We start from the raw sequence: 24,259 nt of genomic DNA, 5'->3' as shown, positions 1-24,259 counted from the left end.
GTGAACATAATGCCTAAGATTGACCTCTCTCATATTCCCGGCCTCGATACCGCTCAAGCCCTGTTTGGTGCGGCGAGCAGCAATGCGGGCACTTACAACGATTCGATCATCTCAGTGATGGTTTATGTCTATGACACCGCACCACCGCCCCCTCCTGGCGTGATCTAAGCGGAAAGTGGCGAGGAAATGCACGTGCATCCCGCCATTGCGGCGCTGCGGGTCAACCCGGACCTGCAGCGCCGCGCCCAAGGGCAGCTGGCCAAGGCGCAGCGTTCATGGGTGGCCAGTTCGCTTGTCCAGACGCTGCGACGCGAGCTGGTGCAATATGGAGAAGGTACACAGCTAAGCGCTCTTCGTGAGCTCAAGAGATTGGTCAATCAAAAAAGTGTGGCCTTAACTCTAGTGAATGATTTGTGCGGCGGCATGATCGACGCATTGCGAGTTGAGCCTTTAGGCGAAGTGCCTCTGCGGCACACTTCAAGCGAAGGGTTTGCCCGTCTGCAATTGCTGGAACATTCGGGCGCTGTGCTATCGCTTTGCACATATGAACCAACGCGGCATACGAAACAGCCCAGCGCAGCGCAGTTCGTAGACTGCGATGTGCACGAGATTGTGCTTTCAGGCGCGGCTCAGGGGCAGTCCCATTTTTTGATTGGTCAAGGTAGCAATCAATCGCTTCAATCGCGGCGACAAGCTTGGCGCAGTGGCGATACGATAACTGGGAATGCGCTACTAACCGCGCGGCAGTTTTTGGCAGTGCAAGAGACGGTTTTGGTGCTGCAGCTCACACGAACACCCACGAATCCCAAGCCAACAATCGAAGTAGCGTTGCCCGGCGGAGAATTATTGCGTCAAGTCAGCGGAGATAAACGGGCTAGCGAGCAGGTTATGGCGTTGGGAGTATTGGGCGCGCTCAATTGCGATGGCGCCCTCTCAACCATGTGCAGCTTCGCGCAGAACAAGAGCAATGATCGTGATGCACGCTGGGAAGCTGTTCGCCAAATACTCGGCCTAGATAGCAGACAGGGTTTGGCGCTGCTTGAAAGGTTGGCCAGTTTTGATGACGACCCTTTGCGCGGGCCCGCAAACGCACTGCACACACAATTGCTGGCTGCGTATCCCAATCTTCACGATCGGACGGAGATCTCCCAGTAATGCCGCAGACAATTCCCATTCCTACCGAGGTTGATTGCTCGCTCGACAAGGCCATTGAGGCGCTCGCCACACTCGATTTCGATCCACGTGATGAAGAAAGCACGCGCGAGGCTGCCTATTGGCTGAAACGCTTGAACAATAATCGCACATTCCTTGGCAAGATCCTGATCGATCGACTGACAGGACGCGGCGACGCGATGGTCGAAAGCGGTTATGGCCCTCAGGCGATCATCCTAAGTCCCCTGCGTGGCCGTATGTTTCTACGCGCCAATATCTGGCCTGCCAAAGATGATCTGTGTTTCAAGAATAGCGGTGCGCAAACCTTCGTCTATGGCGTGCCACATGATCACAATTTCTCATTCCTCACGAGTGGCTATCTCGGGCCTGGCTATGCCAGCGACTATTACACCTACGACTATAACGACGTGACAGGATGCCCGGGTGAACAGGCGAATTTGCGCTTTGTGGAGCGCAGCCAGCTGTCTCAAGGCAAAGTCATGCTCTACCGCGCGCATTTGGATGTGCATTCGCAATTGCCGCCAGAAAGCCTCTCAGTTTCGATCAATGTGATGCATGTCGACGCGGCGCAATGCTGGTACGACCAGTATGGCTTTGATCCAGGTAAGGATGAGGTCACACGCGTTCTTAGTCCCAACGCGACTGAGGTGTTTTTACGCACTGCGGTGGCTAGCGGGTCTGAAGAAGCTCTGGCCTATGCGGAATGGGTTGGCACCACGCACCCTAGCGAACGCCTACGGCTTGCCAGTTTTGAGGCGCGTGCAGGAAGGCTGGCTGCTCCTGACGACCGAGACCGTGTTTGGGCAGAGGGCGAAGATTGCGGCAGCCGTATGGTTGCAGCAATTGCAGCTGAGCGGCGACGCCACTTTGCGACCGCTACCGTTTCTTAGAGAATACCGCCCGCAAGCCGATCAATCGCCCCTTGCAGGATCACAGCGGCGGCGTGACTGTCGATCGCCACAGCGCGTTTGGCTCGGCTCATATCCTGACCGATCATAGCTGCCTCAGCGCTCTGTGTGGACCAGCGTTCATCCCAAAGGAGAATGGGTAGAGAGAAGGCATCGGCGGCATTCTTCGCAAAGGCGCGGCTGGCCTGCGCGCGTGGACCCTCGCTGCCATCCATGTTTCGGGGGAGGCCAAGCACGATGCCTTTGACCTCGCGCGTCTCTATCAATTCCTTGATGAGTGCGCGGTCCTTCGCCCATTTGCCGCGTGCAATTGTCTTGCCATTGGTCGCGAACCGCCAGCCAGCATCGCAAAGCGCCGTTCCAATCGTTTTCGTGCCCAGATCAAGGCCTAGCAGCACGCCTCCATCGGGTAGTGCTTCTCCAAAGTCAGGTGCGAATTCGGTGATCAGTTTGCCGCAACCTTGGCTGCAACCCGCCGAGCGACATCGGCCTGCGTGTTCGCCCAGAATAGTGGTATGTCATAGACGTGATAATTGTTGCCCGGCAGCACATAGGAACCAAGTTCAGGCGGATTGCCGATCAAAAGTAGGCCGCGCTCATCGCACCGCGCAGGGACAGCCGCGGGCACCAACTCACCGGTCGACATTGTGTCATCGGGAACAAGCGTTCCGAGGTTTTCGCTGGCTTCCGCATCGCCGCCAAATGTTCCGGTCAGCGGGTTGGTGCAAAGGATCGTGCTGGTCCCGCGCGGGGTTCCATCAAATCCGACGGAGCTCGCATAGGCGTCCGTCACATCCGAAGGATCGGCTGGCTCAGCAAAGCTGGACCACGATAGAACGCATCCGGTTTGCTGCGCTGTGGCGCATGCAGCAAAGCCAAGCTCAGGCACGTCATGGTCAACTGAAATCGGCCAGCCAACCGCATAGGCTGCGACCAAGCGATCGGCGACTGGTGATCCTTTCACTTCTTCGCGCAAGAGCCGCAAGAGGTGGAGCGAGCCTTGACTGTGACCAGCCAGTATAACAGGTGTCTCGGGATCGACAGACTCGAGGAAGAAACGATAGGCTTCGAGCACATCGTCATAGGCGGCAGCGATTGCCTGTTCGCCTTCGGGTTCGTCAGTCAGAAATGCGCCCATCGTGGCTTGGCGATAGCGCGGTGCCCAGATCTCGCTCGCCGCATTGAACGGACTTGCCATGCCGCGCACATAGATACGAGCAATGCGCTCTGCTTCTTCATCTCCAAGTGGCGCGTTCCAATTGTCACGGCTGAGATAGCTGGTGGGGTGGATAAAGAAGACGACAAATTCGCCCGGCTGTTCTTCGCGCATGACCTCTGCGGCGTTATTCCCTTCCGCAAAGGCCGGTTGCCAGCGGGCTGGGTCGCTTACGCCAATTCCGGGGCGTGAATACCACAGGCCAGGATCTTGATAAGCGTTCAACTCCAGCGCCTCGGTCGGCGTAAACTCGACAGTTGGCGTGAGCGCCGCAGACATGATCTCTTTGTTGAACATTTGCCAAAGAATGCCAGCGCCAAGGACTGCGACAATGCAAATCGCAATAAAATAGAGGAACTTTCGGGCCATTTTGAGGGCTTACTCGGCTGCTTCTGGTTGTTCAGCAATTGCGGGACGAAGTGTGGTCCATGCGCGATCACCACGCATTGCAGAAAACCAGCTAAGTGGGTTCCATGTCGCCGAACCATCAAGGGAAAACGTGATGAATTCCGCGCGGCCACCGATGTTTTCGAGTGGCACGCCGTAACCCAGCCCATCAGCCTCCGCCGCCACACGGCTGTCAGCGCTCTCATCCCGGTTGTCGCCCATCACAAACACATGACCGTCTGGCACTTTGTATTCCGGCATATTGTCGAGTGGCTGATCCTGATGGTCGATGATCAGGTAAGTCGCGCCATTTGGTAATGTCTCGCGAAACGTAGGTGGTTCATAGAACTGCTTACCGTCAGCATCGAATGCAACGTGCCTATCAAAGGCATCGAGACAAGGCCGGGTTTGACCAAGTCGCACGCACAGCAATTCAGGTTCGAACGGGATCCGGACAGGCGGCACGATTTCTTGCTTTACCGGCACGCCATTCAGGATGATCTGCCCACGGTTCACCTCAATCGTATCGCCAGGCAGAGCAACCACACGTTTGATATAGTCTTCGTTGCGGATTGGGTGAACGGGGATAACAATGTCGCCATACTCGGGAGTCGATCCAAACACCCTCCAATCGCCGCGCGGCAGCAGGTGAAAGCTCGCCGAAGCCCATGACCAGCCATACGGATACTTGCTGACGACCAGACGATCTCCGACATGCAAATTGGGCATCATGGAAGGGGAAGGAATGTAGAATGGCTTCGCCACCAGGCTGTGAAACACCAATACGGCGAACAGCATCAATGCCAGACCGCGCAGTTCGGCGAACCAGTTGATCTTCTCTTTTTCTTCGGTCTTTTCGTCGGTCACTAGGATGTTTGGCTTTTCGTTTGGCTGCGCGTTAGCTGCGCGCAGGGAATGCTTCGATAATCACAAAGGCTTGTGCCCATGGGTGATCGTCGGTGAGGGTAAGATGAATGTGGGCCTCATGGCCCGGCGGGATCATTTCTTCAAGCCGCTTTGCAGCGCCGCCTGTTAGTGAAAGCGTGGGAGCACCTGACGGTTTGTTCACGACGCCGATGTCTTTCATGTAAACGCCGCGTTTAAAGCCGGTGCCAACTGCTTTGCTGAATGCTTCCTTGGCGGCAAAGCGTTTCGCGTAGGTTCCAGCGATTGTGTAGGGGCGACGACGGGCTTTGGCACGCTCGATTTCCGTGAAGACACGGTTTTCAAACCGTTCTCCATAACGCTCAAGCGAGTTGGCTATGCGGTCGATATTGCACAGGTCAGAGCCAAGGCCGATGATCACACAATCGCTCCTGAAAAGACTGTTAAAAAGAGCAAAGCGATCAGCATGGAAAAGCCTGTGATCGCATAGGCCAAGTTTGGCTTGCCCGAGTTCCAGAACAGGACTGTGAGGACCAGCATCGCGATATTCACCACAAATGGCCCTGCGATCATGATCATCTCAGCAATGGGGATGGACGCGCTGCGATAGGCTTCTGATCCGAACATCAGACCGACAAGAAACAGCGAACCGGTTCCCAGCAGCAAGAGCGCGAACCATAGTGCCATGAGGATCAAGGGCAGCGTTGATGGCCGAGTTGTGGTCATGATGCCCCTTTTATAAATACCGTGCCCAGCAGCACCAGGGCGATCAAATGCAGCATTACTTGCGATTTGAAGAGGGGGTGCGCGAAGTCGCCTTTGGAGAATTTGAGCGCGCCCACGAAGCCGAAGATTTGCAGTGCCACCCAACCAATCGCGAAGCTGCGCAAAATGCCCGTGTTCAAAGCAAAGCCTAAAAAGGCAACGGCAATCAGGAACAGGATTGCGGCAAGCAGCGCCCATAATTTTTGCGCGCGACTTAGTTCAGGAAGCTCTTGCTCAGCCATTATCCGCGCCGGCTGCTCATCGCGCATCATCCATCAATTCGCGCATCCGGCGAATCGCGGGCTCAAGGCCGGTGAAGACAGCCTCTCCGATCAGGTAATGCCCGATATTTAGCTCAGCGATTTGTGGGATGGCAGCAATCGGTTGAACATTTTCGAAGGTAAGGCCGTGACCTGCATGCGGCTCAATTCCGTTTTTCGCAGCGAGCGCGGCCATGTCAGTGATGCGCCGCAACTCGCGCTCGGTGCGTTCGCTGTCGCCATTTAGAAAGGCATGGGCATATCCGCCCGTGTGAAATTCAACCACCGGGACGCCGAGCCGAAGTGACGTGTCGAGTTGACGCTCATCCGCTTCGATAAAGAGCGAAACACGGATACCAGCCTCACGCAGCTGATCGACGATCGGCACTAGCTGATTATGCAATCCTGCCGCATCCAAGCCGCCTTCGGTTGTGCGCTCCTCTCGCTTCTCCGGCACAATGCAGGCGGCGTGCGGCTTATGGCGTAAAGCAATATCGAGCATTTCCTGCGTCGCAGCCATTTCAAGGTTGAGCGGAAGATCAGTCGCCTCTTGAATGCGGGACAAGTCCTCGTCGCGGATATGGCGACGGTCTTCGCGCAGGTGCGCAGTGATGCCATCACCGCCTACGCTGGCTACAATCTCAGCTGCGCGCACGGGATCAGGATGATCGCCGCCGCGTGCATTGCGGATGGTGGCGACGTGATCGATATTCACACCAAGGCGTAGATGGTTGGTCATTGCTGGCGTCTATTCCTTACGGCTTCCCGGTTTGGTGACAGCTACGGCGGCGAGCTCTGCTGGGATGTCGTCTTCAGCATAGGTGGGGAAATTGAAAGCCGCGAGTGGGTAAAAAGGCACGCCCAGATCGGCAGACCCTTCGCTCCTGTCTATGAGCGAACATTCCGCGATGACTTCACCGCCTTCTTTTGCGACCGCTGCGATTGCCTCGCGGCTGGATAGCCCCGTTGTCACCACATCTTCGACCATCAGCACTTTTGCGCCCGCCTCCAGCGCGAATCCTCTGCGCAGATGAAACACGCCGTCGGGCCGCTCAAGAAACATATGATCCTTGCCGAGCACTCGTGCGATTTCCTGCCCAATTATGATCCCCCCCATCGCAGGTGAGACCACCGTGTCCGCTTGTTCGCGCAAATTGGCAGGGATGCCATTGACCACTGCCTGTGCCAGCCTGCTTGCCCGTCCGGGATCCATCAATACACGGGCGCATTGTAAGTAGTGACCGCTATGTCTGCCGGAGGAGAGCTTGAAGTGCCCTTCCAATAATGCGCCACTCTCACGAAACTCGGCAAGCACGTCTTCAACAGTTTCGGGAATCGATGGAGTTGCAGTCATATTGGTGTTTTTCCTGAGGATTTACGAGGCGAATGGGTGTAGAGTACGGTGGGAATACGAGGCGGATTGCGCAGGTCACATGGGGGCTTGCATATTTTTCTCCCTAGAAGCGCTTGAGGCAGTGAGCAAGCGCGGCTAAAGGGACCTCTGAAAATGGCAGTAATGTCGTTATCGTGCGGGCAGACAAGGTTTGTTTTGATCCTTGCTTGTCCGGTATGGGATACAATTCGAGAAACCGATTAGGCATGATTATGGGTCAGGCTTTTGCCCGCGTGAAGTTTGGATTTCTGGCGCTGACGGCGGCCATTTTGGCTGCTCTCACCCCGCAAATGGCTATTGCGCAAGACGTTGCTGAGGCAACTCCGGCGACGGAAGCAGCTGAGGCTGCTCCAGCATACACCCCTCTCGCTCCTGAAGCGGGTAAGGGGATGCCGACGCCTTTCGAAGATGATGCGCTGAAGAGCATGACCTTCCAGGATCAGTACACGGCAGACGGCGAATACGCGCTGTGGATGCATGACTGGATCTTGATGCCGGTCATCACATTGATCAGCCTCTTCGTCCTCGGATTGCTGTTCTACGTGATTTTCAAGTTCAATCGCCGTTCAAACCCGGTTCCTTCGAAAACGACCCACAATACACTGATCGAAGTTGTGTGGACAGTTGTCCCTGCTTTGATCCTTGTGATCATCGCTGTGCCATCGATCACATTGCTCGCGCGCCAGTATGAAACGCCTCCTGCGGATGCGATCACGATCAAAGCGGTGGGTTATCAGTGGTATTGGGGTTACGAATATCCCGATCACGATGTGGAAATTATCTCCAACATGCTCAGCGAAGAAGAAGCGATCGCGAGCGGTGAGGGTGATCAATTCCAGCTCGCAGTGGATAACCGTATGGTAGTTCCAGTGGGCGTGCCACTGCGCATCCAGACAACCGCCGCCGACGTAATTCATGCATTCGCTGTCCCATCGCTTTGGTTTAAGCAGGATGCTGTGCCAGGTCGTCTGAATGAGCGCATGCTCGTGATTGATGAGCCGGGTGTCTATTACGGTCAATGCTCAGAACTGTGTGGCGCACTGCACGGTTATATGCCGATCGCCGTTGAAGCGGTTCCAATGGAGCAGTTTGAGGCGTGGGTTGCATCACAAGGTGGAACTCTGCCGGGTGCCGAAGAGGTTGCTGAGGCAGCGGCTGAGACTGAAGTGGCTGAAGAAGAAGCCGTGCAAGAGCCTGCTTGATCGCAGCATTGAACGAAATACGACGAATTAAACCGAACTGAAGAGACGCATATAATGGCTACCACCGCAGAAGGCTTTGCAGCTCCGGAAGCACATCACGCTGATGATCACGCCGATCATAAGCCCGGTTTCTTTGCCCGTTGGTTCATGTCGACCAACCACAAGGATATCGGCACGCTTTATCTGATCTTCGCGATTATCGCCGGTATCATCGGTGGCGCGATTTCGGGCATTATGCGTTTTGAGCTGGCTGAACCTGGCATTCAATATCTGCACTGGTGGGCTGACAGCACGCCAGAAGATATCGCTGCGGCAGGCCATATGTGGAATGTGTTCATCACTGCGCACGGGCTGATCATGGTCTTCTTCATGGTCATGCCTGCGATGATCGGTGGCTTTGGTAACTGGTTTGTGCCGCTGATGATTGGCGCGCCGGATATGGCCTTCCCGCGGATGAATAATGTCTCGTTCTGGTTGACGGTTGTTGGCTTCCTAAGTCTGCTCTTCTCCATGTTTGTGCCAGGCGCGGGCGCGGCGAACTTTGGGGCGGGGATAGGCTGGACAGCCTACGCTCCGCTATCGACGACAGGCGCGCAAGGGCCTGCTGTCGACTTTGCGATCTTCTCTTTGCACTTGGCGGGCGCAGGCTCGATCCTTGGTGCGACAAACTTCATCACCACCATCTTCAACATGCGTGCACCGGGCATGACCCTGCACAAAATGCCGCTGTTCGTGTGGTCTGTTCTAGTCACGGCATTCCTGCTGCTGCTCGCGCTTCCTGTGCTTGCTGCGGCGATCACAATGCTGCTGACTGACCGTAACTTTGGCACGACCTTCTTCGATCCTGCAGGCGGTGGTGATCCAGTTCTCTACCAGCACTTGTTTTGGTTCTTTGGTCACCCAGAGGTCTACATCATGATCCTGCCGGGCTTCGGTATGATCTCACAAATCGTCGCGACCTTTAGTCGTAAGCCTGTGTTCGGCTATCTCGGCATGGCATACGCGATGGTCGCCATCGGTGTGGTCGGCTTCATCGTTTGGGCGCACCACATGTATACCGTCGGCCTCGACGTAAATACGAAGATGTACTTCACTGCGGCGACCATGGTTATCGCGGTTCCAACCGGCGTGAAGATCTTTAGCTGGATTGCCACGATGTGGGGCGGCTCAATGGAGTTCAAATCACCCATGGTTTGGGCAATGGGCTTCATCTTCTTGTTCACCGTTGGTGGTGTAACCGGCGTTGTGCTCGCTAATGGCGGTATCGATGATAACCTTCATGACACATATTATGTGGTTGCTCACTTCCACTACGTATTGTCGATGGGCGCTGTGTTTTCGCTGTTCGCAGGCTTCTATTACTGGTTCCCGAAAATGTCTGGCCGGATGCATTCTGAGTTGCTCAGCCACATCCACTTCTGGACATTCTTCATCGGGGTGAATGTGATCTTCTTCCCGCAGCACTTCCTAGGAATGCAGGGCATGCCGCGCCGCTATCCTGACTATCCAGAGGCGTTCGCTTACTGGAACCAGATCAGCTCGGTTGGTTACATGATTATGGCCGCATCGATGCTGCTGTTCTTTGCAAACCTTGCCTATGCGTTCCTCGCCGGTCGTAAGGCTGAGGCGAACCCATGGGGTGAAGGTGCAACGACGCTGGAATGGACGCTTTCGAGCCCACCACCATTCCACCAGTTTGAAACGCTTCCTGTGATCGAAGATCATCACGATTACCACGATCATCGTCCGGCATCTGCCTAAGGTGATCGTTGGGCTCAGGTGAAATCCTGGCCGCAACAGTAATGATGGGGAGGGCGCGCCGTAAAGGTGCGCTCTCTTTCAAATAGAAACGAACCGAAACACGTCTATGAACACCGCCGCTAACACAGTTGCTTCACAAGCTGGCCTGCCAGCGGATTGGCGTGATTTCTTCGCGCTGACGAAGCCGCGCGTGATGACGCTGGTGATCTTCACGGCGATCTGTGGGTTGTTGGCAGCACCCGGCACCATTCATCCCGTCCTTGGCTTTACAGCTATCCTCGCCATTTCGATGGGTGCTGGCGGCTCAGCGGTGTTGAACCAGTGGTGGGAATCGGATCTCGATGCACGGATGAAGCGCACTGCGGCGCGCCCTATCCCAGCGGGTCGTATGCGCCGCGACGACGCGCGCGATTTTGGTATTTTCCTGTCATCCGTTTCCGTGTTCTTGATGGGCGTAGCGATTGGTTGGTTGGCCGCTGCATTGCTGCTGGCAGCGATCATCTATTACGCTGTGATCTATACGATTTGGCTCAAGCCTCGTACGCCTCAGAACATTGTTATTGGTGGCGGCGCCGGCGCATTTCCTCCCATGATCGCGTGGATTGCGGTTACGGGCGAGGTGACCGCCATGCCGATCCTGCTCTTTGCAATCATCTTCATGTGGACGCCGCCACATTTCTGGGCGCTCGCCCTGTTTGTTGAGCGGGACTATGCGAACGCAGAAATTCCTATGATGCCTGTGGTCGCAGGTGAACGGTCAACACGTCGTCAAATCCTCACCTACACCATACTGCTTGCTCCTGTTGCGATTGCACCATGGGCGATTGGTGGGACCAGCTGGGTCTATGGATCGGTTGCTGTCGCGCTTTCGGTTCTCTTTTTTGCGTTGGCATTGCCGGTTGGCACGCGCAGCCGTGCTGACGAAGACGCAATGATGCCCGAAAAAAAGCTGTTCAAATTCAGCATCTACTACCTCTTTGTGCTCTTTGCGGCGCTTGTTGCTGATCGTGTGCTTGAGGCAAATGGCCTGATCGGCTCGGGAGTGCTCGCGGCATGACACCCGAAGAAGAAACTGAACTGAAGCGCCGCCAAAAAAGTCGCAACCTTGTGGTTGGTGGCACACTGCTATTTTTTGCTGTGCTGTTCTATGCGATCACCGTAGTCCGGATGAGCGACTGATATGGCCTCTGCACCCCTCACTGAGGCGACGGATCGCAAGAACGTTCAGACGGGCGTTATGGCGTTCGCAGGCGCGCTCGCAATGTTGGGCTTGGGCTATGCATCGGTGCCGCTTTACGATCTTTTCTGCCGAGTAACCGGATTCGGCGGAACCACTCAGGTGGCGAGCGAGGCGCAGGCGAGTGCCGCGGCTTCGATGGCCGTCAATAAAGAAATCTCAATTCGTTTCGATGCCTCGACCGCGCGTGACGTGCCGTGGGAATTCCGCCCCGCGCAATCGACCGACACCGTGCGCATCGGCCAACGCGATCTTGCGACCTATGTCGCTCGCAACAATTCTAGCGTGCCGATCACTGGCACCGCGACGTTCAACGTGGAGCCGGCGCAAGCGGGCATCTACTTCAATAAGATCCAGTGTTTCTGCTTTACCGAGCAAACCCTAGAGCCGGGTCAAGAAGTCAACATGCCTGTGCTCTACTATGTCGATCCTGCCATCCTTGAGGATGAGGTTATCGGCGATATTGAGCAGATCACTTTGAGTTACACTTTTCACCGCGCGAAAGAGCCCGTATCGAGCGCTCTTGATCGCTCACAATAGCTTACGCTTCCAAGGGATGGGACAAAGACCATGGCTGGCAATGTAAACCACGACTATCACATTCTAGAGCCCGATATCTGGCCGCTGGTCGGATCGTTCTCGGCGCTGACATTCACCACCGGATTGGTGATGACTTTTGCGCCAGATTTCTTCGGCGCGGCATCAAACTTCGTCATGTGGGCAGGGCTTGCCGGATTGCTTGCGACCTTCTTCTTCTGGTTTAAGAATATCGTAGTCGAAGCGCAACGCGGCGATCACACACCAGTGGTTCAGCTGCATATGCGCTATGGCATGATCTTGTTCATCGCCTCTGAAGTGATGTTCTTTGTTGGTTGGTTCTGGAGCTTCTTCGATTTCGCTCTGTTCCCCGCTCCGCTCGAAGTGGCTGCTGCGGGTACGGCGGACCAGGAAACGACCAATCTGTTCCTCACCGAAGGCGTAACCGCGCTGGGCACCTTGGTTCCTGATGGCATGGAAGTGCTGAACCCGTTCAGCCTGCCGCTGCTCAACACGCTGATCCTACTGTGCTCTGGCACAACCGTGACATGGGCGCACCACGCGCTTATCCACGGTGACCGCGAAGGTTTGAAGCAGGGTCTGTGGGCCACGGTTGCTCTTGGTGTGCTGTTCAGCTTCATCCAAGCTTACGAGTACAGCGTTGCACCGTTTGTATTTGGCCAGAACACCTACAGTTCGGCATTTTACATGGCGACCGGTTTCCACGGTTTCCACGTTCTGATCGGTACGATCTTCCTCGCTGTGTGCCTTTATCGCGCTTACATCGGCCACTTCACCTCGCGCCAGCACTTCGGTTTCGAAGCGGCCGCTTGGTATTGGCACTTTGTTGACGTGGTTTGGCTGTTCCTCTTCATCGCCGTCTACATCTGGGGCGGTGCAGGAGCTGAAGTCCACTGATGACTTCCGGCGAAAGCCACGACAAATCCAAAGGGCAGTCCGGTATCGTCCGGGCTGCCCTTTTGGGTTTATGCCCCCGCTGCGGCGAGGCCACTTTGTTTGAAGCCCCAGCCCGCATCGCACTTACATGCTCGAGCTGTAAGCTTGATCTGGGCGCGCTGGAACGGGGCGGTCGGTTGGGCGGCGTGCTAACGGCGTTGGTCGCAGTGATCCTGATCCTGATCGCTTACGGCATAGATGCCGCACTACGCCCGCCGCTCTGGCTGCAAGCTGCGTTTTGGGCTCCCGTAACGGTCTTCGGCGTTATCGGAGTGCTGCGCTTGTTCAAGACCGGTCTCCTCTATGGCTCGTTTGAAGAGCGCAAGGACGAACAATGATCCGCCAGCTTCCCTTCATTCCTACAATCATCGTTGTCGCGGCTGCCGCAACGATGGTATGGCTTGGATTTTGGCAATTAGGCCGAGCGGAGGAGAAGGCCGAACTAATCATGATGTATTCCAAATCAACGGCTCTTGCGGAGGAAGCTGTGTTTCCTCTGGCAGGCGATGGGGCGGACCTTTGGTTCCGGCGCAGTTCGGTCGAATGTTTGGATGTGACCAATATCGAGGCAGTTTCAGGGACAGCTTCAAACGGAGCAAAAGGCTGGGCCTTCAGGGCGTCATGCGGCGTAAGCGAAGACGCCAAGGTCTTAGTCGACTTAGGATTTTCTCGCGACTTGATCGACCCCGACTGGGAAGGCGGCGCTGTCTCCGGAATGATTGCACCGGGACCGCGCCTAGTCGCTGACCCGCCGCTTGCGGAACTTCGACCGCTTGCCAAACCTGATCCCAATGATCTTCCCAACAACCATCTTGCCTATGCGGGCCAGTGGTTCTTCTTCGCGCTGACGGCGCTGATCATTTATTGGTTCGCAGTTCGCTCGCGATTGGCAAAGCGCGACTAGTGGGCCCGTAAGGCACGCTTGCTTGCTCCGGGTCGAACTCCTCGCTAACCGCTAGAATCGATATGGAATATGTCTCCACCAGGGGCCAAGCGCCCACGCTCGATTTTGAAGGCGCCACATTGGCAGGCCTTGCCAACGATGGCGGGCTGTACCTGCCGCGTGAGTGGCCGCGTCTTTCGCTCGACGAGATCCGCGAACTGCGCGGACTGTCCTATGCCGCATTGGCGACGCGCATTATGCGCCCCTTTGTTGCGGGTAGTTTGACCGATGATGAGTTGGAAGCGCTTTGCGAGGCGGTCTATGGCGAGTTCGGTCACAAGGCGGTGACGCCGCTCGTCCAGATGGACGAGACGCATTGGCTGCTTGAACTGTTTCACGGCCCAACGCTCGCGTTCAAAGATGTCGCGCTGCAAATGCTCGGCCATTTGTTTGAGACATTCCTGGAACGGCGCGGTGAACGCCTAACCATTGTTGGCGCGACTAGCGGAGACACAGGTTCCGCAGCCATAAATGCCGTGGCAGGGCGCGACCGCACCGAGATATTTATGCTCCACCCCAGTGGCCGGGTGAGCGAAGTGCAACGCCGCCAGATGACGACGGTGCGCGCTCCGAATGTTCACAATATCGCGATCGATGGCAGCTTCGATGATGCACAGCGCCATGTGAAAGCGATGTTTGCGGACAGCAGTGTGAACGGTCCGCTGAACCTTGGCGCGGTGAACTCGATCAACTGGGCGCGGTTGATGGCTCAGGTTGTGTATTATTTCTACTCCGCTCTTCAACTGGGCGGACCGGATCGCAAGGTCGCCTACAGCGTGCCGACTGGCAATTTCGGCGATGTGTTTGCTGGCTACGTGGCCGCGCAAATGGGCTTGCCGATTGAGCGTTTGATTGTTGCAACCAACGTCAACGACATTCTCCACCGCGCGCTGAAAGATGGCGACTATTCCGCCGGAGAGACCACCGCGACAATCACGCCATCCATGGACATTCAGGTCAGCTCCAATTTTGAGCGATTGCTCTTTGATTGCGGCGGACGCGACGGTGCAGGCATCAAAGAGCAAATGCGTTGCTTTAACGCAGTTAGAGCGATGCAACTCACCAACAGTCAACGCGAGGGAGCATCAGCGTTGTTCACAAGCGCGAGGGCAGATCAGGGCGATACGGCACGCGCGCTGCAATGGGCCCATCGCAACGCTGACCAAGTGGTCGATCCGCATACAGGGGTTGGCCTCCATGCCAGTCTGGTGATGAACGAAGCGCAGGTCGCACCGGGCACTCCGATTGTGACGCTGGCGACCGCGCATCCGGCGAAGTTCCCTGATGCAGTTGAGCGCGCTTTGGGTGTGCGCCCGTCGCTTCCGGCCCGCGTCGGTGATCTGTTCGGACGCGAAGAGCATTTTACCGAGCTTCCCGGCGACTACGAAGCATCGCGCGATTTTGTGCTCGCCAACGCTGCGGCGTCCGCGGTCTGATGGCTCAGCTGATCCAGCAGCCGCTGGTAATGGAATGCGCCGGATGGGGCGCTTATAGGCTTCTCGATAGTGGGGGAGGTCGCAAGTTCGAGGCGTTTGGTCCGCACGCATTCATCCGTCCCGAACCGCAAGCCATGTGGCGGCCGCGCCTTAGTGATTGGTCTGCAGCTGGCGAATTTGTGCCAGGCTCTGACGAGGATGGCGGTGGTCGCTGGCAACTTGATCCGGCGGTCCCTGAAGAAGGTTGGGAGCTGGCATGGAATGATGTGCGCTTTACAGCACTCCCAACTCCGTTCCGGCATCTGCAATTCTTCCCTGATATGTCGCCTGTTTGGGACTGGATGGGGGAGCAGGTCGCTGACCGAACCGATGCCGAAACCATGAACCTGTTCGGCTATACAGGGCTAGGCAGTCTCGCACTCAGTCAATATGGCCGCGTGACGCATGTCGATGCATCGAAGAAATCGGTTGCACAGGCGCGCGATAATGCCGCGCTTTCCCAGATGGAAGATCGCCCGATCCGTTGGTTGGTTGATGATGCGGCGAAGTTCACAGCACGCGAGGTTCGGCGGGTAAATCGCTATGACGGAATTATTCTTGATCCGCCCAAATTCGGTCGGGGTCCCAAGAATGAAACATGGCGGATTGAAGAGGGGCTTCCGGGTTTGATAGGCGATTGCGCAAAGCTGCTCGACGATAAGAGCGCGTTCCTCTTCCTCACCGTCTATGCCGTGCGAATGAGCAGCCTGGCGATTGCTGGTTTGCTCGAAGAAGCGCTCGGGCACCTACCCGGCAAAATCGAACATGGAGACCTCGCGGTTCGAGAAGACGGGGACGGCGGGAGACTTCTGCCAACTGCAATCTTCGCAAGGTGGAGCAATCCGGGCTAATCGGGCGAGGACTATGACACAGACTGATTCGCTAATCCTCGAAGTTGCTGATCTCGAAGTGGATGTCTTGACCGGCATCTATTCCGAAGAAACTGGCAAGCCACAGCCGCTGCGCATCACCATTCAGGCGCGCTATGATGTCGCGGATCGTTATGATCCCGATATGCCGTTGGATGCGAGCAAGAATTATATGGACCTCAAATTTGCAGCCTCCGATGGTCTGCCAAAAGATGTCCATTTCAAGCTGATCGAAGCAGTTGCAGATCACATTTGTGAGACCCTGTTCGTACAGGATGCTCGCGTGCAGGCGCTGACGGTCAAGATCGTGAAGCTTGCGATTGCTGAGGCAAATGAGAAGATCGGCATCACCCTTCACCGCGAGCGTCCCGAGGGGTGAGCGGCCAGGCGCAGCATGTGCTTACAATAGCGCACCTGCCTAAAAGCGGGCTGGACGCGAGCGCCGAGTTCATCAAAGAGCATTTGCCACAAGCGCGTGCTGCCTTGAACGATGGCGCGACAGACGCGCTGGCTATCACCTTGCCGCCAGCTGGCCCTGATCAAGACGATTGGCGCACTACGATTGCCCGCGATTTGGCGCGTGAGTTCGCTCCCAAAAGGGTCAATGTGGTGGCTGCAAGTGAAGGCAAAGCGCTTCAAGAATTGTTGCGATATTTAGAGGATGCGCCCGGCCTCACAGGGCAGTATCTTGCCGCTCATGAGTGATGGAATTCGAACGCGAGACCGGATCATGGTCGATAGTGAGCGCGGATCTGCCGCGCCACTTGTCGACGCGTTTCAACGCCGCATCACCTATTTGCGCCTTTCCGTCACCGATCGCTGCGACCTTAGATGCACCTATTGTATGCCGGAGCGCATGAGCTTTCTGCCCAAGCGCGAAGTGCTGACGCTGGAAGAGCTGTATGACCTTGCCAATGGTTTCGTTGATCGCGGTGTCACAAAGATCCGCATCACGGGCGGGGAGCCATTGGTGCGGCGCGATATAATCGACCTATTTGCGGCGTTGGGGTGCAGATTGGGGCAGGGGCTGGATGAGCTAACACTCACCACCAATGGAACGCAGCTTGCTAGCCATGCTGACGCCCTTGCTAAAGCGGGCGTAAAGCGGGTCAATATCTCGCTCGACACGCTGGACCGCACGAAGTTCGAACAGCTCACCCGCCGCGATGCTTTGCCGCAAGTGCTCGAAGGGATTACCGCCGCACGCGAAGCTGGGTTGACAGTGAAGCTCAACGCTGTGGCTCTCAAAGGCGTGAATGAGGATGAATTGCCGGACCTTATCGCTTGGGCGCATGCTCAGGAACATGATGTCACTTTGATCGAAGTGATGCCGCTGGGTGATGTTGAAGAGGAGCGGCTCGATCAATATCTGCCGCTCGACACGGTTCGCTCGCGCCTCGCTCAGAATTGGACCTTACGCGATAATGATGCGTCGACCGGGGGGCCTGCGCGATACGTCGATATCGAAGAGACAGGCGGAAGGCTCGGTTTCATCACCCCGCATACCAGTAATTTCTGCGCAGGCTGCAATCGCCTCCGTGTGACGGCGACCGGGCAACTTTATCCGTGCCTGGGCGGTGCAGAGCAAGTGGATTTGCGTGCCGCTTTGCGCTCTGGCGAACCGCAAGAGGAATTGGCGAAGGCGCTAGAGCGCGCGATGATGATTAAGCCTGAACGGCACCATTTTCGAATGGATCAACGCGGCGCAAATCCAGCATTGGCGCGCCATATGTCGATGACGGGAGGCTAACTAGCCATGGCAGTGACAATCATCTTTCTGGGCCCTTTGCGCGATATAGCTGGCGAAGAAACACGCGAAGTCGAAGCGCCGCTGACTTGGGTAAGGCTACTCGATGCAGTTGGCGATGAGGTCGCAGAGCAATTGTCGCAAGAACGCGTGAACATCGCATGCGCGGGTAAGGTTCTTGGCGATAAGACGCAGCTTCATGCAAAAGACGGTGATGAAGTGGCATTGCTGCCGCCTGTCTCGGGTGGGTGAGACCCGTGCGTGATATTCGACTGTTTGCGCAACCGCTCGATCCGAATTCGGCGCTGGAAGCTTTGACAAAGGCCACGCCGGAAGCAGGGGGTATTGCAAGCTTTACGGGCAAAGTCCGGGCAGGTCATCATGCGCAATGTGTCGAGGCACTTGAGCTTTCGCACTACGAACCGCTCACGCTTGGATCGATGGTCGAACTCGGCGAGCAGGCCGATGCACGTTTTGATCTAATGGGATTGGTGATTTTGCACCGAATTGGGATTATTCAACCCGGTGATCCGATCGTCTTCGTTGCCGTCGCTGCCCGCCATCGTCGTGACGCCATCCTCGCGGTGGATTTCTGTATGGATCATCTCAAGAGCGCGGCTTGGTTCTGGAAACGTGAAAAACGCTCAGGTGAATGGCACTGGATCGAACCGCGTGATGCCGACCATGAAGATTTGGCGCGCTGGAGCTGAAAATCTGCGCGAGTTTGATCTGGATCAATGTAGGCGGTGAATGCCTTGGGTAACTCTCCTTTCAACAAAGGAGCACCACCATGAGCAAGCAAATTCAAGAACAAATCGCGAGGGGCAATGCGCAGATTGTCGCAGCGCCCCAGGCTGATAGCGCGCGCAAAGAAGTTGAAGCAGACCGCAGTTTCGGACTGCCTACTAGCCTCTATGCTGCAACCGTCGGCCTGTATCTCGGGTTTCTCGCAATCATGTCTGCGGGTTTCGCAACCCCTGGTCTGATCATCCCCATGGTGATCTTTGCGTTTTTCATCGTTGCAATGTTTGGCGTGCCTGCAGTCTGGGCCCGGTTGAAGGGAAATGAAAGCAAGCCGCAAAGCATGGGCGAATTCGCGCAAAAGGGGATCATGACCTACACCGGCCGCTTGGCACCACGCGATGCTGCAATCCAAATGTTGATCCTGCCCGTTCTGGTGGTGCTGTGGGCAATGGCAATAGTGACAATTGCAGCGATAGTTCGGTGAACTAGCGCGCTGAGAGTCGGTGGAGGAGCGCGGGGTCGACCAGTTCGATCCCGCGTTTTCCTTTGCGCACAATCGCTCCCATTTCCTCAATCTCGCCCAGCTTCCGGCTGACCGTTTCGATAGTCAGACCCAGCATATTGGCGATCTCTCCCCGTGTAAGGGGAAGCTCAAACTCGTTTGCAAGGTGGCAGGAAGACGCGCTGGCGGCTCCGGCGAAATCGTGGATCAGAGCAGCCAAGCGCAATTCGGCGCTGGCCTGCGCGTTCAGTTCGAGCAGGTTGCGCGTGGCGAGCAAGTCTTCCTGACTTCGGCGCAGCAAAGCGCGCGCAAGCGCTGGATAGGTTTCAATTGCGCGCTCTAGATCGACCTTTGCGAAGGTGCACAGCTTGCTTTCGGTAAGTGCAACCACATCGTGATGAGCAAAGGGGGCGAACAGCTCCCCGATAAAGCCTGACGGATGGACGAGAGCCAGGATCTGCTCATTGCCGTCTGCATCTATCGCCGACACCTTAAGCGCGCCGCTTACAAGCGTTGCGCAGGCAGCGTCACTGTCGCCGGCCGCAAACAACATCTCGCCGCGCTTAAGAATCCGCGTTCGGCCTGCCTTCGACAGAGCGTTACGCTCCTCTTCGCTCAAAACCGCGCAAGCGGCGCTTTCACGAACAGGGCAGGTGTCACACGCGAGGCTCATGGGCGCATCGCTCGCTCAACTGCGCTAAGCGAAGCGTCTTGCTGGCGAAGCATCGCGGTGACCTCTGATTGAGCCGAAAGAATAGGCTGTGTTTCAACGAAAGCTGCAGCAGCCTCCGCCTGCATCGCATCGAGGCTGCTGAGCGCGATTGAGGTCTGGCCTCGCAAAGTGCTTAGCCGTGCTGCCGCGACCATCGCCCGCGCCAGGCGATCGTCTTCACTGGTCAATCCTTGCGCCGCTGTCGCCAGATCCATAGCGCTAGCCTCGCTGGCGCGAAAAGCCTGATGCGAATCGCGCGCGCTTTGCAGCAGCTTGGTAATGCGTTCTGACTGGTCGCTCCCAAGAGGGACGATCTGCGCAGTAGGTGCGGTTTGGGCCGCGCCTACGCGCTCAGCATCGCGGATCGCAAGCGAAGGGTAGCGCGCGCTATCGCCTGCACATCCGGCGGTAAGCGCCGAAACACAAGCGGTGAGCAGCATAGCTCGAAAGGACAGCTTCATAAACACAGCTCACGCGCTACCACGAGAATTCGTTACAACAAAGACGCCACTTGTCCGCAATTGGCCGATTTTGTCAGCAGATCATCGTTGACTTCACCACCCCATTCCCTTAACGGCACCCTTCTTTCCGGGGCTGCTCCTTTGCGGCACCGTAATGTCGTTTGACCGGGACAGGGCATCTGCACCGGGTCAAGCACAGCTAGAGATTGAGAGTATTAAGCCATGTTCGCGATAGTGCGCACAGGCGGCAAGCAATATCGGGTTGCCGCCGGAGACAAAATTGCCGTTGAGAAACTTGCTGGTGAAGCCGGTGAGACCGTTGTTTTGGATGACATCCTTTTGGCGGGTGAAGGCGACACAATCGCTGACGCGTCGAAGGTTGCTGTTTCGGCAGAAATCATCGCTCAAGCAAAGAGCGAAAAGGTTGTCGTTTTCAAAAAGCGTCGCCGTCACAACTACCGCCGCAAGGCTGGCCATCGCCAGCAAATGACCTTGCTGCGCATCACTGATGTCGGCACCGGCGCGAAGAAGGCTCCAGCTAAGAAGGCCGCAGCGCCAAAGGCTGAAACCGAAGCGAAGGCAGCTCCTGCCAAGAAGGCTCCGGCGAAAAAGGCACCTGCAAAGAAAGCAGCGCCAAAGACGGAAGCAGCGGCTAAAAAGCCAGCTGCAAAGAAAGCACCTGCCAAAAAGGCCCCGGCAAAGAAAGCCGCGCCTAAGGCTGACGAAGCTAAGTAAGGATTAGGACCCATGGCACATAAAAAAGCAGGCGGTTCATCACGCAACGGTCGCAATTCAGTCGGTCGCCGCCTTGGAGTGAAGAAGTTCGGCGGTCAGGACGTGATCGGCGGCAACATCATCGTGCGTCAGCGCGGCACCAAATTCTATCCGGGCACCAATGTCGGCATGGGCAAGGACCACACTCTATTCGCTCTCGGCGAAGGCGTGGTGCGATTCCACAAGGGCATGCTTGGTCGCAAATACGTGTCGGTAGACATGATTGCGGAAGCAGCCGAATAATCGGACGGTTCACGAACAGGATCGTCCACTGGGGCGGTCCTAGCCGGGTCAACACACCGGCAGCGTAAAGGGAGAAGGGCCACCCCATAATCGGGGGAGCCATCTCCCTCTTCTCGTTTCTTTGTCTCTCCCTCGAACCAAGTCATGGGATTTTGATTTCCATGGCAATGATTGTGTCACGCTTCGTTCCTAAATGGACGGCGCGGGGCGAGAGAGGAGTGAGGCGCGTGTTTCACAGAAGCGAAAGATTGCTGCTCAGACCCGTTTGGCCAGAGGATTGGCAGGGCGTATTTTCGGGTATCGCTGATGAAGGCGTTGTCCGAAACCTTGCGCGTGCTCCATGGCCTTACCACGAAGACGATGCGCGCAAATTTGCTCAGCGAAAGCTTGACCCGCGCGAACCTCGGTTCCTCATCACGACCGCCGTCGATGGCAATGTCATTGGTTGCATTGGCCTCGATATCTTCGATGAGGAATACGAAGACGCGATTGAATTGGGCTATTGGATCGCGCGTCCTCATTGGGGACGTGGCTATGCGACTGAAGCTGGCCAAGCGATCCTCTCAATCGCTGACACTTTGGGCTATCACCGGGTCGTCGGTTCGCACTTTCTCGACAATCCCGCTTCTGGCAAAGTTCTGGAGAAGCTTGGGTTTGAGCCAACCGGCCGTGTTATTGAACGACATTCCTGCGGCCGGGGTGAGATGGCACCGACGGCGGAATATGCTCTCAATCTAGAGGGGCAATCCTTGGGATTCTCTGCCTGTGCCGCTTAATTGAAGCGGGCGCTTGCTTGAGGCGAGCGCCCAATTCGACTACGGCGCGAGACAATGACAAATCGTAAGCGTTTAAGCCCTGAAGAATCGCGCAGCTCCGCATTGCAAGCGGCTCGCGCCCTGTTGATCGAAACCGGCCCTCAATCTGTAACTCTCAAAGCAGTGGCGTCGCGCATTGGCCGCACTCACGCTAACTTGCTGCACCATTTTGGTTCCGCCTCTGGCCTTCAAAAAGCCCTTGCTGAGCATCTGGCAAAGACCGTTTGTGAGACTATTATCGAGGCGGTTCACGCAAGCCGGGCAGGCCTTGGTTCTGCGCGTGAAGTGGTAGATCTGGCCTTCGACGCTTTTGACCGCGAAGGGGCAGCTGCACTCACCAGTTGGATGCTGCTGACGGGGAATGAGGATGCGCTCAATCCCATTATCAGCACAATCCATGAACTTGTGGACGAAATTGCGCCTGGCGAGGCTGATCACAGCACGGATGAACTGCATGTCCATAAGGATACGCTCAGCCTAGTGCTGCTTGCACTGGGTGACGCGTTGATTGGCGCGGCGCTGGCAAAGTCGCTCGGCCTGCCGCGCGATACTGCACGCGAGCGTGCGGCTGCGAATCTTGAGGCGTCGATGGCCCAGCACTACGAGAATATGGCTACGCGCTAGGCAGCAGACCTACACGTTGCCAATCTGGCAGGGTAGCTGGGTCTAGATTGCTCACCCTCAAGTGATCCACCGCTAGGCCAAGCTCAGGATAGGCCGCTTTGCGCCGTTTCTCTTCTGATTTCTCAAGCGGTACCACCACCAATCGGCGATTGACCTTTTGCCGCCAATTCATGCGGGCGGTGTTTTCCTGCCCAATATAGCAGCCTTTCTCAAAGCTTACGCCATTGAGCTCAACTGCATTGGTTTCAAGCCAAAGGATATCGCCCAATTCGCAGCGACCCTCCGGTACGCCGAGCGAGAGACGATGCGCGAGATACGCTTCATCAGCAGCCAACTTGCCAGAAGTTTCAATCAAGCCACGGTGACCGAGCTCGGGTAAGCGTGGGTCGGGTGAGGATCCATCGAAGGGTTCAATGCTCCAAGCGACATCGATCGCCTCTTCGCGTGCGATCTCAATCTTGCGGCGTAGACGGTAGAGTGAAAGCCGCTTGACCAGCTCGTCTGCTGTATCCTTTTCGCAATCGAGCAAGAGCGAGCCACCGCCGCCATCCCAAACGAAGAAGTCAAACATCGCTTTGCCCTGTGCGCTCAGTAAAGCGGCATAGACAGGCAAATTGCCTGACACATCATTGGTGATAAGCCCCTGTAGAAAGCCGCGCACGTCTTCGCTGGAGTCGCTCGCGGCTAGGCGGACAATCGCGCGGGATTTCAACTGTGTGGCGCTCATTATTCCAATCTCTTTGCAACTGCAGCGGCCAGGCTTTCACCCAGCTTTGGCCCTTGTATAGGGTATAGATAGGGTTCGATCATTTCCGCTTCCATGATTGCCAGCGCGCCATCGGCCATTCGCAGCATATCGATGCGCGCATAAAGCGGCGGGTCAAAGGGAAGGGTGGAGACAATCGCCTGCGCCGCCTTCGTCTCTTCTGGTGAGGGTTTGTGATCAACCTCAGTGCCACCATAAAGCGACTGGATGCGGTATTCGCCCTCGCTCGCGCATTTACGCAAGGCGTGGCTAAATTGGCCATCGATGAAGATAAAGCTCAGCTCGCCTTCTTCGGCGATGGCGGAGAGGTAGGGTTGGATCATGGCGGGGTGGCCAAAACTCCATTCGGCGCCAGGCAGAGAGCTGCGTGCAAACAGCTCCTGCCCCTCTGCGCCCGCACCAATCTGCCGCTTGACGACAACACGGTCGCATTCGAACACGTCGAGGGCTTCCTGCACGCCTTTTTGTGTGACCGTTTCTCGCCATAGGGTCGGGATGGTCGCTGCGCCGCGTTCTGACAGCTCGCGCAAATACGTCTTTTCAATATTCCAACGGACCACGTCTGGTGAGTTGCAGACCTGAATGCCTTGGTCTGCCAATGCATCGAGCTTTGCCAGGAACATTGCCGCTCGATCCTGATAATTCCATGCCGTGCCGAGCATTACCAGTTCGACCCCGGCGAAGGCATTCAGCGGCGCTTCCCAATCAATCACCTTCAGGTTGAGCCCGCGCGCAGAGAAGGCTGGCTCTAACGCGCCAACCATCAGATCATGTTCAAAGGCATCCCCGCGTCGCTCCCCAGCTCCGGGAAGAGTGGTCTCACAGGCCAAGAATCCAATCGTGCTCATGGCTTAGGCGTCTATTGCGATGCGAGAGGGCTGGAAAGGCTTTTCCTGCACGCCT

Annotated in this window: 35 protein-coding genes; 23 read left to right on the top strand and 12 right to left on the bottom strand. The window is 56.5% G+C overall.

Features of this window, described 5'->3' with window-relative positions; genetic code table 11:
• Positions 1–9 precede the first annotated feature (9 nt).
• The 3 genes from AC0V6N_RS08265 to AC0V6N_RS08255 are packed head-to-tail and all read left to right on the top strand — an operon-like array spanning position 10 to position 2,063.
• Positions 10–168 (top strand): hypothetical protein, encoded by a 159-nt coding sequence (locus AC0V6N_RS08265; protein ID WP_486171095.1) that lies wholly within the window; start codon positions 10–12, stop codon positions 166–168.
• Positions 169–186: 18 nt separating this feature from the next.
• Positions 187–1,155, top strand: a complete 969-nt coding sequence (locus tag AC0V6N_RS08260) for a hypothetical protein (RefSeq protein WP_486171094.1) — start codon at positions 187–189, stop codon at positions 1,153–1,155.
• Positions 1,155–2,063, top strand: a complete 909-nt coding sequence (locus AC0V6N_RS08255) for a transposase (protein ID WP_486171093.1) — start codon at positions 1,155–1,157, stop codon at positions 2,061–2,063. The genes AC0V6N_RS08260 and AC0V6N_RS08255 overlap by 1 nt, the downstream gene beginning before the upstream one ends.
• On the opposite strand, the gene ruvX is transcribed toward AC0V6N_RS08255, so the two are convergent.
• From ruvX to pyrE, 8 genes are read right to left on the bottom strand one after another with little or no spacing between them, the layout of a single operon-like run.
• Positions 2,060–2,479 carry a Holliday junction resolvase RuvX gene (gene ruvX / locus AC0V6N_RS08250; protein ID WP_486171092.1) on the bottom strand — a complete coding sequence of 140 codons (420 nt, stop codon included), beginning with the start codon at positions 2,477–2,479 and terminating at the stop codon, positions 2,060–2,062. The two genes, AC0V6N_RS08255 and ruvX, sit on opposite strands and share 4 nt — an antisense overlap.
• A gap of 47 nt (positions 2,480–2,526) precedes the next feature.
• On the bottom strand, positions 2,527–3,666 hold the full coding sequence (locus AC0V6N_RS08245) for a DUF3089 domain-containing protein (protein ID WP_486171091.1): 1,140 nt from the start codon (positions 3,664–3,666) through the stop codon (positions 2,527–2,529).
• A gap of 9 nt (positions 3,667–3,675) precedes the next feature.
• A complete protein-coding gene (gene lepB, locus AC0V6N_RS08240) occupies positions 3,676–4,551 on the bottom strand; it encodes a signal peptidase I (protein WP_486171090.1) in 876 nt (291 codons plus the stop codon).
• Between the two features lie 31 nt (positions 4,552–4,582).
• Entirely contained in the window at positions 4,583–4,990 is a 408-nt protein-coding gene (acpS, locus tag AC0V6N_RS08235) for a holo-ACP synthase (protein WP_486171089.1), read from the bottom strand.
• The gene (locus tag AC0V6N_RS08230) at positions 4,987–5,295 is read right to left on the bottom strand and encodes a hypothetical protein (protein WP_486171088.1); all 309 of its coding nucleotides are present in this window, start codon (positions 5,293–5,295) and stop codon (positions 4,987–4,989) included. The genes acpS and AC0V6N_RS08230 overlap by 4 nt, the downstream gene beginning before the upstream one ends.
• Positions 5,292–5,576 carry a pyridoxal phosphate biosynthetic protein gene (locus AC0V6N_RS08225; protein ID WP_486171087.1) on the bottom strand — a complete coding sequence of 95 codons (285 nt, stop codon included), beginning with the start codon at positions 5,574–5,576 and terminating at the stop codon, positions 5,292–5,294. Before AC0V6N_RS08225 ends, AC0V6N_RS08230 begins: the two co-directional genes overlap by 4 nt.
• Positions 5,577–5,592: 16 nt before the next feature.
• A complete protein-coding gene (locus AC0V6N_RS08220; RefSeq protein ID WP_486171086.1) occupies positions 5,593–6,333 on the bottom strand; it encodes a pyridoxine 5'-phosphate synthase in 741 nt (246 codons plus the stop codon).
• Between the two features lie 9 nt (positions 6,334–6,342).
• Positions 6,343–6,948, bottom strand: a complete 606-nt coding sequence (gene pyrE / locus AC0V6N_RS08215; protein WP_486171085.1) for an orotate phosphoribosyltransferase — start codon at positions 6,946–6,948, stop codon at positions 6,343–6,345.
• A gap of 245 nt (positions 6,949–7,193) precedes the next feature.
• On the opposite strand from pyrE, the gene coxB reads away from it, so the two are divergent.
• The 16 genes from coxB (at position 7,194) to AC0V6N_RS08135 (ending at position 18,943) form a co-directional block, all read left to right on the top strand.
• Positions 7,194–8,189 carry a cytochrome c oxidase subunit II gene (gene coxB, locus AC0V6N_RS08210; RefSeq protein WP_486171084.1) on the top strand — a complete coding sequence of 332 codons (996 nt, stop codon included), beginning with the start codon at positions 7,194–7,196 and terminating at the stop codon, positions 8,187–8,189.
• A gap of 54 nt (positions 8,190–8,243) precedes the next feature.
• Positions 8,244–9,950 carry a cytochrome c oxidase subunit I gene (gene ctaD / locus AC0V6N_RS08205; RefSeq protein ID WP_486171083.1) on the top strand — a complete coding sequence of 569 codons (1,707 nt, stop codon included), beginning with the start codon at positions 8,244–8,246 and terminating at the stop codon, positions 9,948–9,950.
• Between the two features lie 106 nt (positions 9,951–10,056).
• Entirely contained in the window at positions 10,057–11,007 is a 951-nt protein-coding gene (locus AC0V6N_RS08200; protein WP_486171082.1) for a heme o synthase, read from the top strand.
• Positions 11,004–11,129 carry a hypothetical protein gene (locus tag AC0V6N_RS08195; RefSeq protein ID WP_486171081.1) on the top strand — a complete coding sequence of 42 codons (126 nt, stop codon included), beginning with the start codon at positions 11,004–11,006 and terminating at the stop codon, positions 11,127–11,129. The genes AC0V6N_RS08200 and AC0V6N_RS08195 overlap by 4 nt, the downstream gene beginning before the upstream one ends.
• Before the next feature lies 1 nt (position 11,130).
• Positions 11,131–11,727, top strand: a complete 597-nt coding sequence (locus tag AC0V6N_RS08190) for a cytochrome c oxidase assembly protein (protein WP_486171080.1) — start codon at positions 11,131–11,133, stop codon at positions 11,725–11,727.
• A 30-nt stretch (positions 11,728–11,757) separates the two neighbouring features.
• Complete coding sequence (locus AC0V6N_RS08185; protein ID WP_486171079.1) at positions 11,758–12,642, top strand: cytochrome c oxidase subunit 3; 885 nt, start codon at positions 11,758–11,760, stop codon at positions 12,640–12,642.
• Positions 12,642–13,019 carry a DUF983 domain-containing protein gene (locus AC0V6N_RS08180; RefSeq protein WP_486171078.1) on the top strand — a complete coding sequence of 126 codons (378 nt, stop codon included), beginning with the start codon at positions 12,642–12,644 and terminating at the stop codon, positions 13,017–13,019. Before AC0V6N_RS08185 ends, AC0V6N_RS08180 begins: the two co-directional genes overlap by 1 nt.
• The gene (locus AC0V6N_RS08175) at positions 13,016–13,585 is read left to right on the top strand and encodes an SURF1 family cytochrome oxidase biogenesis protein (RefSeq protein WP_486171077.1); all 570 of its coding nucleotides are present in this window, start codon (positions 13,016–13,018) and stop codon (positions 13,583–13,585) included. The genes AC0V6N_RS08180 and AC0V6N_RS08175 overlap by 4 nt, the downstream gene beginning before the upstream one ends.
• Before the next feature lie 62 nt (positions 13,586–13,647).
• A complete protein-coding gene (gene thrC, locus AC0V6N_RS08170; RefSeq protein ID WP_486171076.1) occupies positions 13,648–15,060 on the top strand; it encodes a threonine synthase in 1,413 nt (470 codons plus the stop codon).
• Positions 15,060–15,950: a class I SAM-dependent methyltransferase gene (locus AC0V6N_RS08165; RefSeq protein ID WP_486171075.1), complete on the top strand. Its 891-nt coding sequence runs from the start codon at positions 15,060–15,062 to the stop codon at positions 15,948–15,950. Before thrC ends, AC0V6N_RS08165 begins: the two co-directional genes overlap by 1 nt.
• 13 nt (positions 15,951–15,963) lie before the next feature.
• Positions 15,964–16,347, top strand: a complete 384-nt coding sequence (locus AC0V6N_RS08160) for a dihydroneopterin aldolase (protein ID WP_486171074.1) — start codon at positions 15,964–15,966, stop codon at positions 16,345–16,347.
• Between the two features lie 17 nt (positions 16,348–16,364).
• Positions 16,365–16,673, top strand: coding sequence for a Rossmann fold domain-containing protein (locus AC0V6N_RS08155; RefSeq protein WP_486171073.1), 309 nt, complete (start codon positions 16,365–16,367; stop codon positions 16,671–16,673).
• Positions 16,666–17,718: a GTP 3',8-cyclase MoaA gene (gene moaA, locus AC0V6N_RS08150; protein ID WP_486171072.1), complete on the top strand. Its 1,053-nt coding sequence runs from the start codon at positions 16,666–16,668 to the stop codon at positions 17,716–17,718. Before AC0V6N_RS08155 ends, moaA begins: the two co-directional genes overlap by 8 nt.
• A gap of 6 nt (positions 17,719–17,724) precedes the next feature.
• On the top strand, positions 17,725–17,967 hold the full coding sequence (locus AC0V6N_RS08145) for a MoaD/ThiS family protein (RefSeq protein ID WP_486171071.1): 243 nt from the start codon (positions 17,725–17,727) through the stop codon (positions 17,965–17,967).
• A 5-nt stretch (positions 17,968–17,972) separates the two neighbouring features.
• The gene (locus AC0V6N_RS08140; RefSeq protein WP_486171070.1) at positions 17,973–18,425 is read left to right on the top strand and encodes a molybdenum cofactor biosynthesis protein MoaE; all 453 of its coding nucleotides are present in this window, start codon (positions 17,973–17,975) and stop codon (positions 18,423–18,425) included.
• 80 nt (positions 18,426–18,505) lie between these two features.
• Entirely contained in the window at positions 18,506–18,943 is a 438-nt protein-coding gene (locus AC0V6N_RS08135; RefSeq protein ID WP_486171069.1) for a hypothetical protein, read from the top strand.
• A 1-nt stretch (position 18,944) separates the two neighbouring features.
• Here the strand turns inward: AC0V6N_RS08135 and AC0V6N_RS08130 are convergent, their stop codons facing one another.
• Both AC0V6N_RS08130 and AC0V6N_RS08125 read right to left on the bottom strand, forming a co-directional pair.
• The gene (locus AC0V6N_RS08130) at positions 18,945–19,634 is read right to left on the bottom strand and encodes a Crp/Fnr family transcriptional regulator (protein WP_486171068.1); all 690 of its coding nucleotides are present in this window, start codon (positions 19,632–19,634) and stop codon (positions 18,945–18,947) included.
• The gene (locus AC0V6N_RS08125; protein WP_486171067.1) at positions 19,631–20,134 is read right to left on the bottom strand and encodes a hypothetical protein; all 504 of its coding nucleotides are present in this window, start codon (positions 20,132–20,134) and stop codon (positions 19,631–19,633) included. Before AC0V6N_RS08125 ends, AC0V6N_RS08130 begins: the two co-directional genes overlap by 4 nt.
• A gap of 222 nt (positions 20,135–20,356) precedes the next feature.
• On the opposite strand from AC0V6N_RS08125, the gene rplU reads away from it, so the two are divergent.
• From rplU to AC0V6N_RS08105, 4 genes are all read left to right on the top strand, one after another.
• A complete protein-coding gene (gene rplU / locus AC0V6N_RS08120; protein ID WP_486171066.1) occupies positions 20,357–20,869 on the top strand; it encodes a 50S ribosomal protein L21 in 513 nt (170 codons plus the stop codon).
• 12 nt (positions 20,870–20,881) lie between these two features.
• On the top strand, positions 20,882–21,151 hold the full coding sequence (gene rpmA, locus AC0V6N_RS08115) for a 50S ribosomal protein L27 (RefSeq protein WP_486171065.1): 270 nt from the start codon (positions 20,882–20,884) through the stop codon (positions 21,149–21,151).
• Between the two features lie 248 nt (positions 21,152–21,399).
• Positions 21,400–21,927, top strand: a complete 528-nt coding sequence (locus AC0V6N_RS08110) for a GNAT family N-acetyltransferase (protein WP_486171064.1) — start codon at positions 21,400–21,402, stop codon at positions 21,925–21,927.
• A 54-nt stretch (positions 21,928–21,981) separates the two neighbouring features.
• Complete coding sequence (locus tag AC0V6N_RS08105; protein WP_486171063.1) at positions 21,982–22,590, top strand: TetR/AcrR family transcriptional regulator; 609 nt, start codon at positions 21,982–21,984, stop codon at positions 22,588–22,590.
• On the opposite strand, the gene ygfZ is transcribed toward AC0V6N_RS08105, so the two are convergent.
• On the bottom strand, positions 22,580–23,317 hold the full coding sequence (ygfZ, locus tag AC0V6N_RS08100; protein WP_486171062.1) for a CAF17-like 4Fe-4S cluster assembly/insertion protein YgfZ: 738 nt from the start codon (positions 23,315–23,317) through the stop codon (positions 22,580–22,582). The two genes, AC0V6N_RS08105 and ygfZ, sit on opposite strands and share 11 nt — an antisense overlap.
• Positions 23,317–24,204: an ATP-grasp domain-containing protein gene (locus AC0V6N_RS08095; RefSeq protein WP_486171061.1), complete on the bottom strand. Its 888-nt coding sequence runs from the start codon at positions 24,202–24,204 to the stop codon at positions 23,317–23,319. The genes ygfZ and AC0V6N_RS08095 overlap by 1 nt, the downstream gene beginning before the upstream one ends.
• Between the last annotated feature and the right edge of the window lie 55 nt (positions 24,205–24,259).

It is taken from the genome of Erythrobacter sp. S57(2025) (assembly GCF_057365055.1).
The sequence above is the reverse complement of the archived record's forward strand: the minus strand, read 5'-3'. Positions and strand labels throughout refer to the sequence as shown.

Bases quoted from the DNA above. Each gene is read 5' to 3' on its own strand.
- AC0V6N_RS08130 (WP_486171068.1), bottom strand. From the start codon at position 19,634: ATGAGCCTCGCGTGTGACACCTGCCCTGTTCGTGAAAGCGCCGCTTGC.
- AC0V6N_RS08220 (WP_486171086.1), bottom strand. From the start codon at position 6,333: ATGACCAACCATCTACGCCTTGGTGTGAATATCGATCACGTCGCCACC.
- ctaD (WP_486171083.1), top strand. From the start codon at position 8,244: ATGGCTACCACCGCAGAAGGCTTTGCAGCTCCGGAAGCACATCACGCT.
- moaA (WP_486171072.1), top strand. From the start codon at position 16,666: ATGAGTGATGGAATTCGAACGCGAGACCGGATCATGGTCGATAGTGAG.
- ygfZ (WP_486171062.1), bottom strand. From the start codon at position 23,317: ATGAGCGCCACACAGTTGAAATCCCGCGCGATTGTCCGCCTAGCCGCG.
- AC0V6N_RS08260 (WP_486171094.1), top strand. From the start codon at position 187: ATGCACGTGCATCCCGCCATTGCGGCGCTGCGGGTCAACCCGGACCTG.
- AC0V6N_RS08265 (WP_486171095.1), top strand. From the start codon at position 10: ATGCCTAAGATTGACCTCTCTCATATTCCCGGCCTCGATACCGCTCAA.
- AC0V6N_RS08255 (WP_486171093.1), top strand. From the start codon at position 1,155: ATGCCGCAGACAATTCCCATTCCTACCGAGGTTGATTGCTCGCTCGAC.
- AC0V6N_RS08175 (WP_486171077.1), top strand. From the start codon at position 13,016: ATGATCCGCCAGCTTCCCTTCATTCCTACAATCATCGTTGTCGCGGCT.
- AC0V6N_RS08200 (WP_486171082.1), top strand. From the start codon at position 10,057: ATGAACACCGCCGCTAACACAGTTGCTTCACAAGCTGGCCTGCCAGCG.
- AC0V6N_RS08180 (WP_486171078.1), top strand. From the start codon at position 12,642: ATGACTTCCGGCGAAAGCCACGACAAATCCAAAGGGCAGTCCGGTATC.
- AC0V6N_RS08160 (WP_486171074.1), top strand. From the start codon at position 15,964: ATGACACAGACTGATTCGCTAATCCTCGAAGTTGCTGATCTCGAAGTG.
- AC0V6N_RS08095 (WP_486171061.1), bottom strand. From the start codon at position 24,204: ATGAGCACGATTGGATTCTTGGCCTGTGAGACCACTCTTCCCGGAGCT.
- AC0V6N_RS08225 (WP_486171087.1), bottom strand. From the start codon at position 5,576: ATGGCTGAGCAAGAGCTTCCTGAACTAAGTCGCGCGCAAAAATTATGG.
- thrC (WP_486171076.1), top strand. From the start codon at position 13,648: ATGGAATATGTCTCCACCAGGGGCCAAGCGCCCACGCTCGATTTTGAA.
- AC0V6N_RS08245 (WP_486171091.1), bottom strand. From the start codon at position 3,666: ATGGCCCGAAAGTTCCTCTATTTTATTGCGATTTGCATTGTCGCAGTC.
- AC0V6N_RS08125 (WP_486171067.1), bottom strand. From the start codon at position 20,134: ATGAAGCTGTCCTTTCGAGCTATGCTGCTCACCGCTTGTGTTTCGGCG.
- AC0V6N_RS08195 (WP_486171081.1), top strand. From the start codon at position 11,004: ATGACACCCGAAGAAGAAACTGAACTGAAGCGCCGCCAAAAAAGTCGC.
- AC0V6N_RS08135 (WP_486171069.1), top strand. From the start codon at position 18,506: ATGAGCAAGCAAATTCAAGAACAAATCGCGAGGGGCAATGCGCAGATT.
- AC0V6N_RS08230 (WP_486171088.1), bottom strand. From the start codon at position 5,295: ATGACCACAACTCGGCCATCAACGCTGCCCTTGATCCTCATGGCACTA.
- AC0V6N_RS08190 (WP_486171080.1), top strand. From the start codon at position 11,131: ATGGCCTCTGCACCCCTCACTGAGGCGACGGATCGCAAGAACGTTCAG.
- AC0V6N_RS08145 (WP_486171071.1), top strand. From the start codon at position 17,725: ATGGCAGTGACAATCATCTTTCTGGGCCCTTTGCGCGATATAGCTGGC.
- rpmA (WP_486171065.1), top strand. From the start codon at position 20,882: ATGGCACATAAAAAAGCAGGCGGTTCATCACGCAACGGTCGCAATTCA.
- AC0V6N_RS08105 (WP_486171063.1), top strand. From the start codon at position 21,982: ATGACAAATCGTAAGCGTTTAAGCCCTGAAGAATCGCGCAGCTCCGCA.
- AC0V6N_RS08185 (WP_486171079.1), top strand. From the start codon at position 11,758: ATGGCTGGCAATGTAAACCACGACTATCACATTCTAGAGCCCGATATC.
- AC0V6N_RS08165 (WP_486171075.1), top strand. From the start codon at position 15,060: ATGGCTCAGCTGATCCAGCAGCCGCTGGTAATGGAATGCGCCGGATGG.
- pyrE (WP_486171085.1), bottom strand. From the start codon at position 6,948: ATGACTGCAACTCCATCGATTCCCGAAACTGTTGAAGACGTGCTTGCC.
- rplU (WP_486171066.1), top strand. From the start codon at position 20,357: ATGTTCGCGATAGTGCGCACAGGCGGCAAGCAATATCGGGTTGCCGCC.
- coxB (WP_486171084.1), top strand. From the start codon at position 7,194: ATGATTATGGGTCAGGCTTTTGCCCGCGTGAAGTTTGGATTTCTGGCG.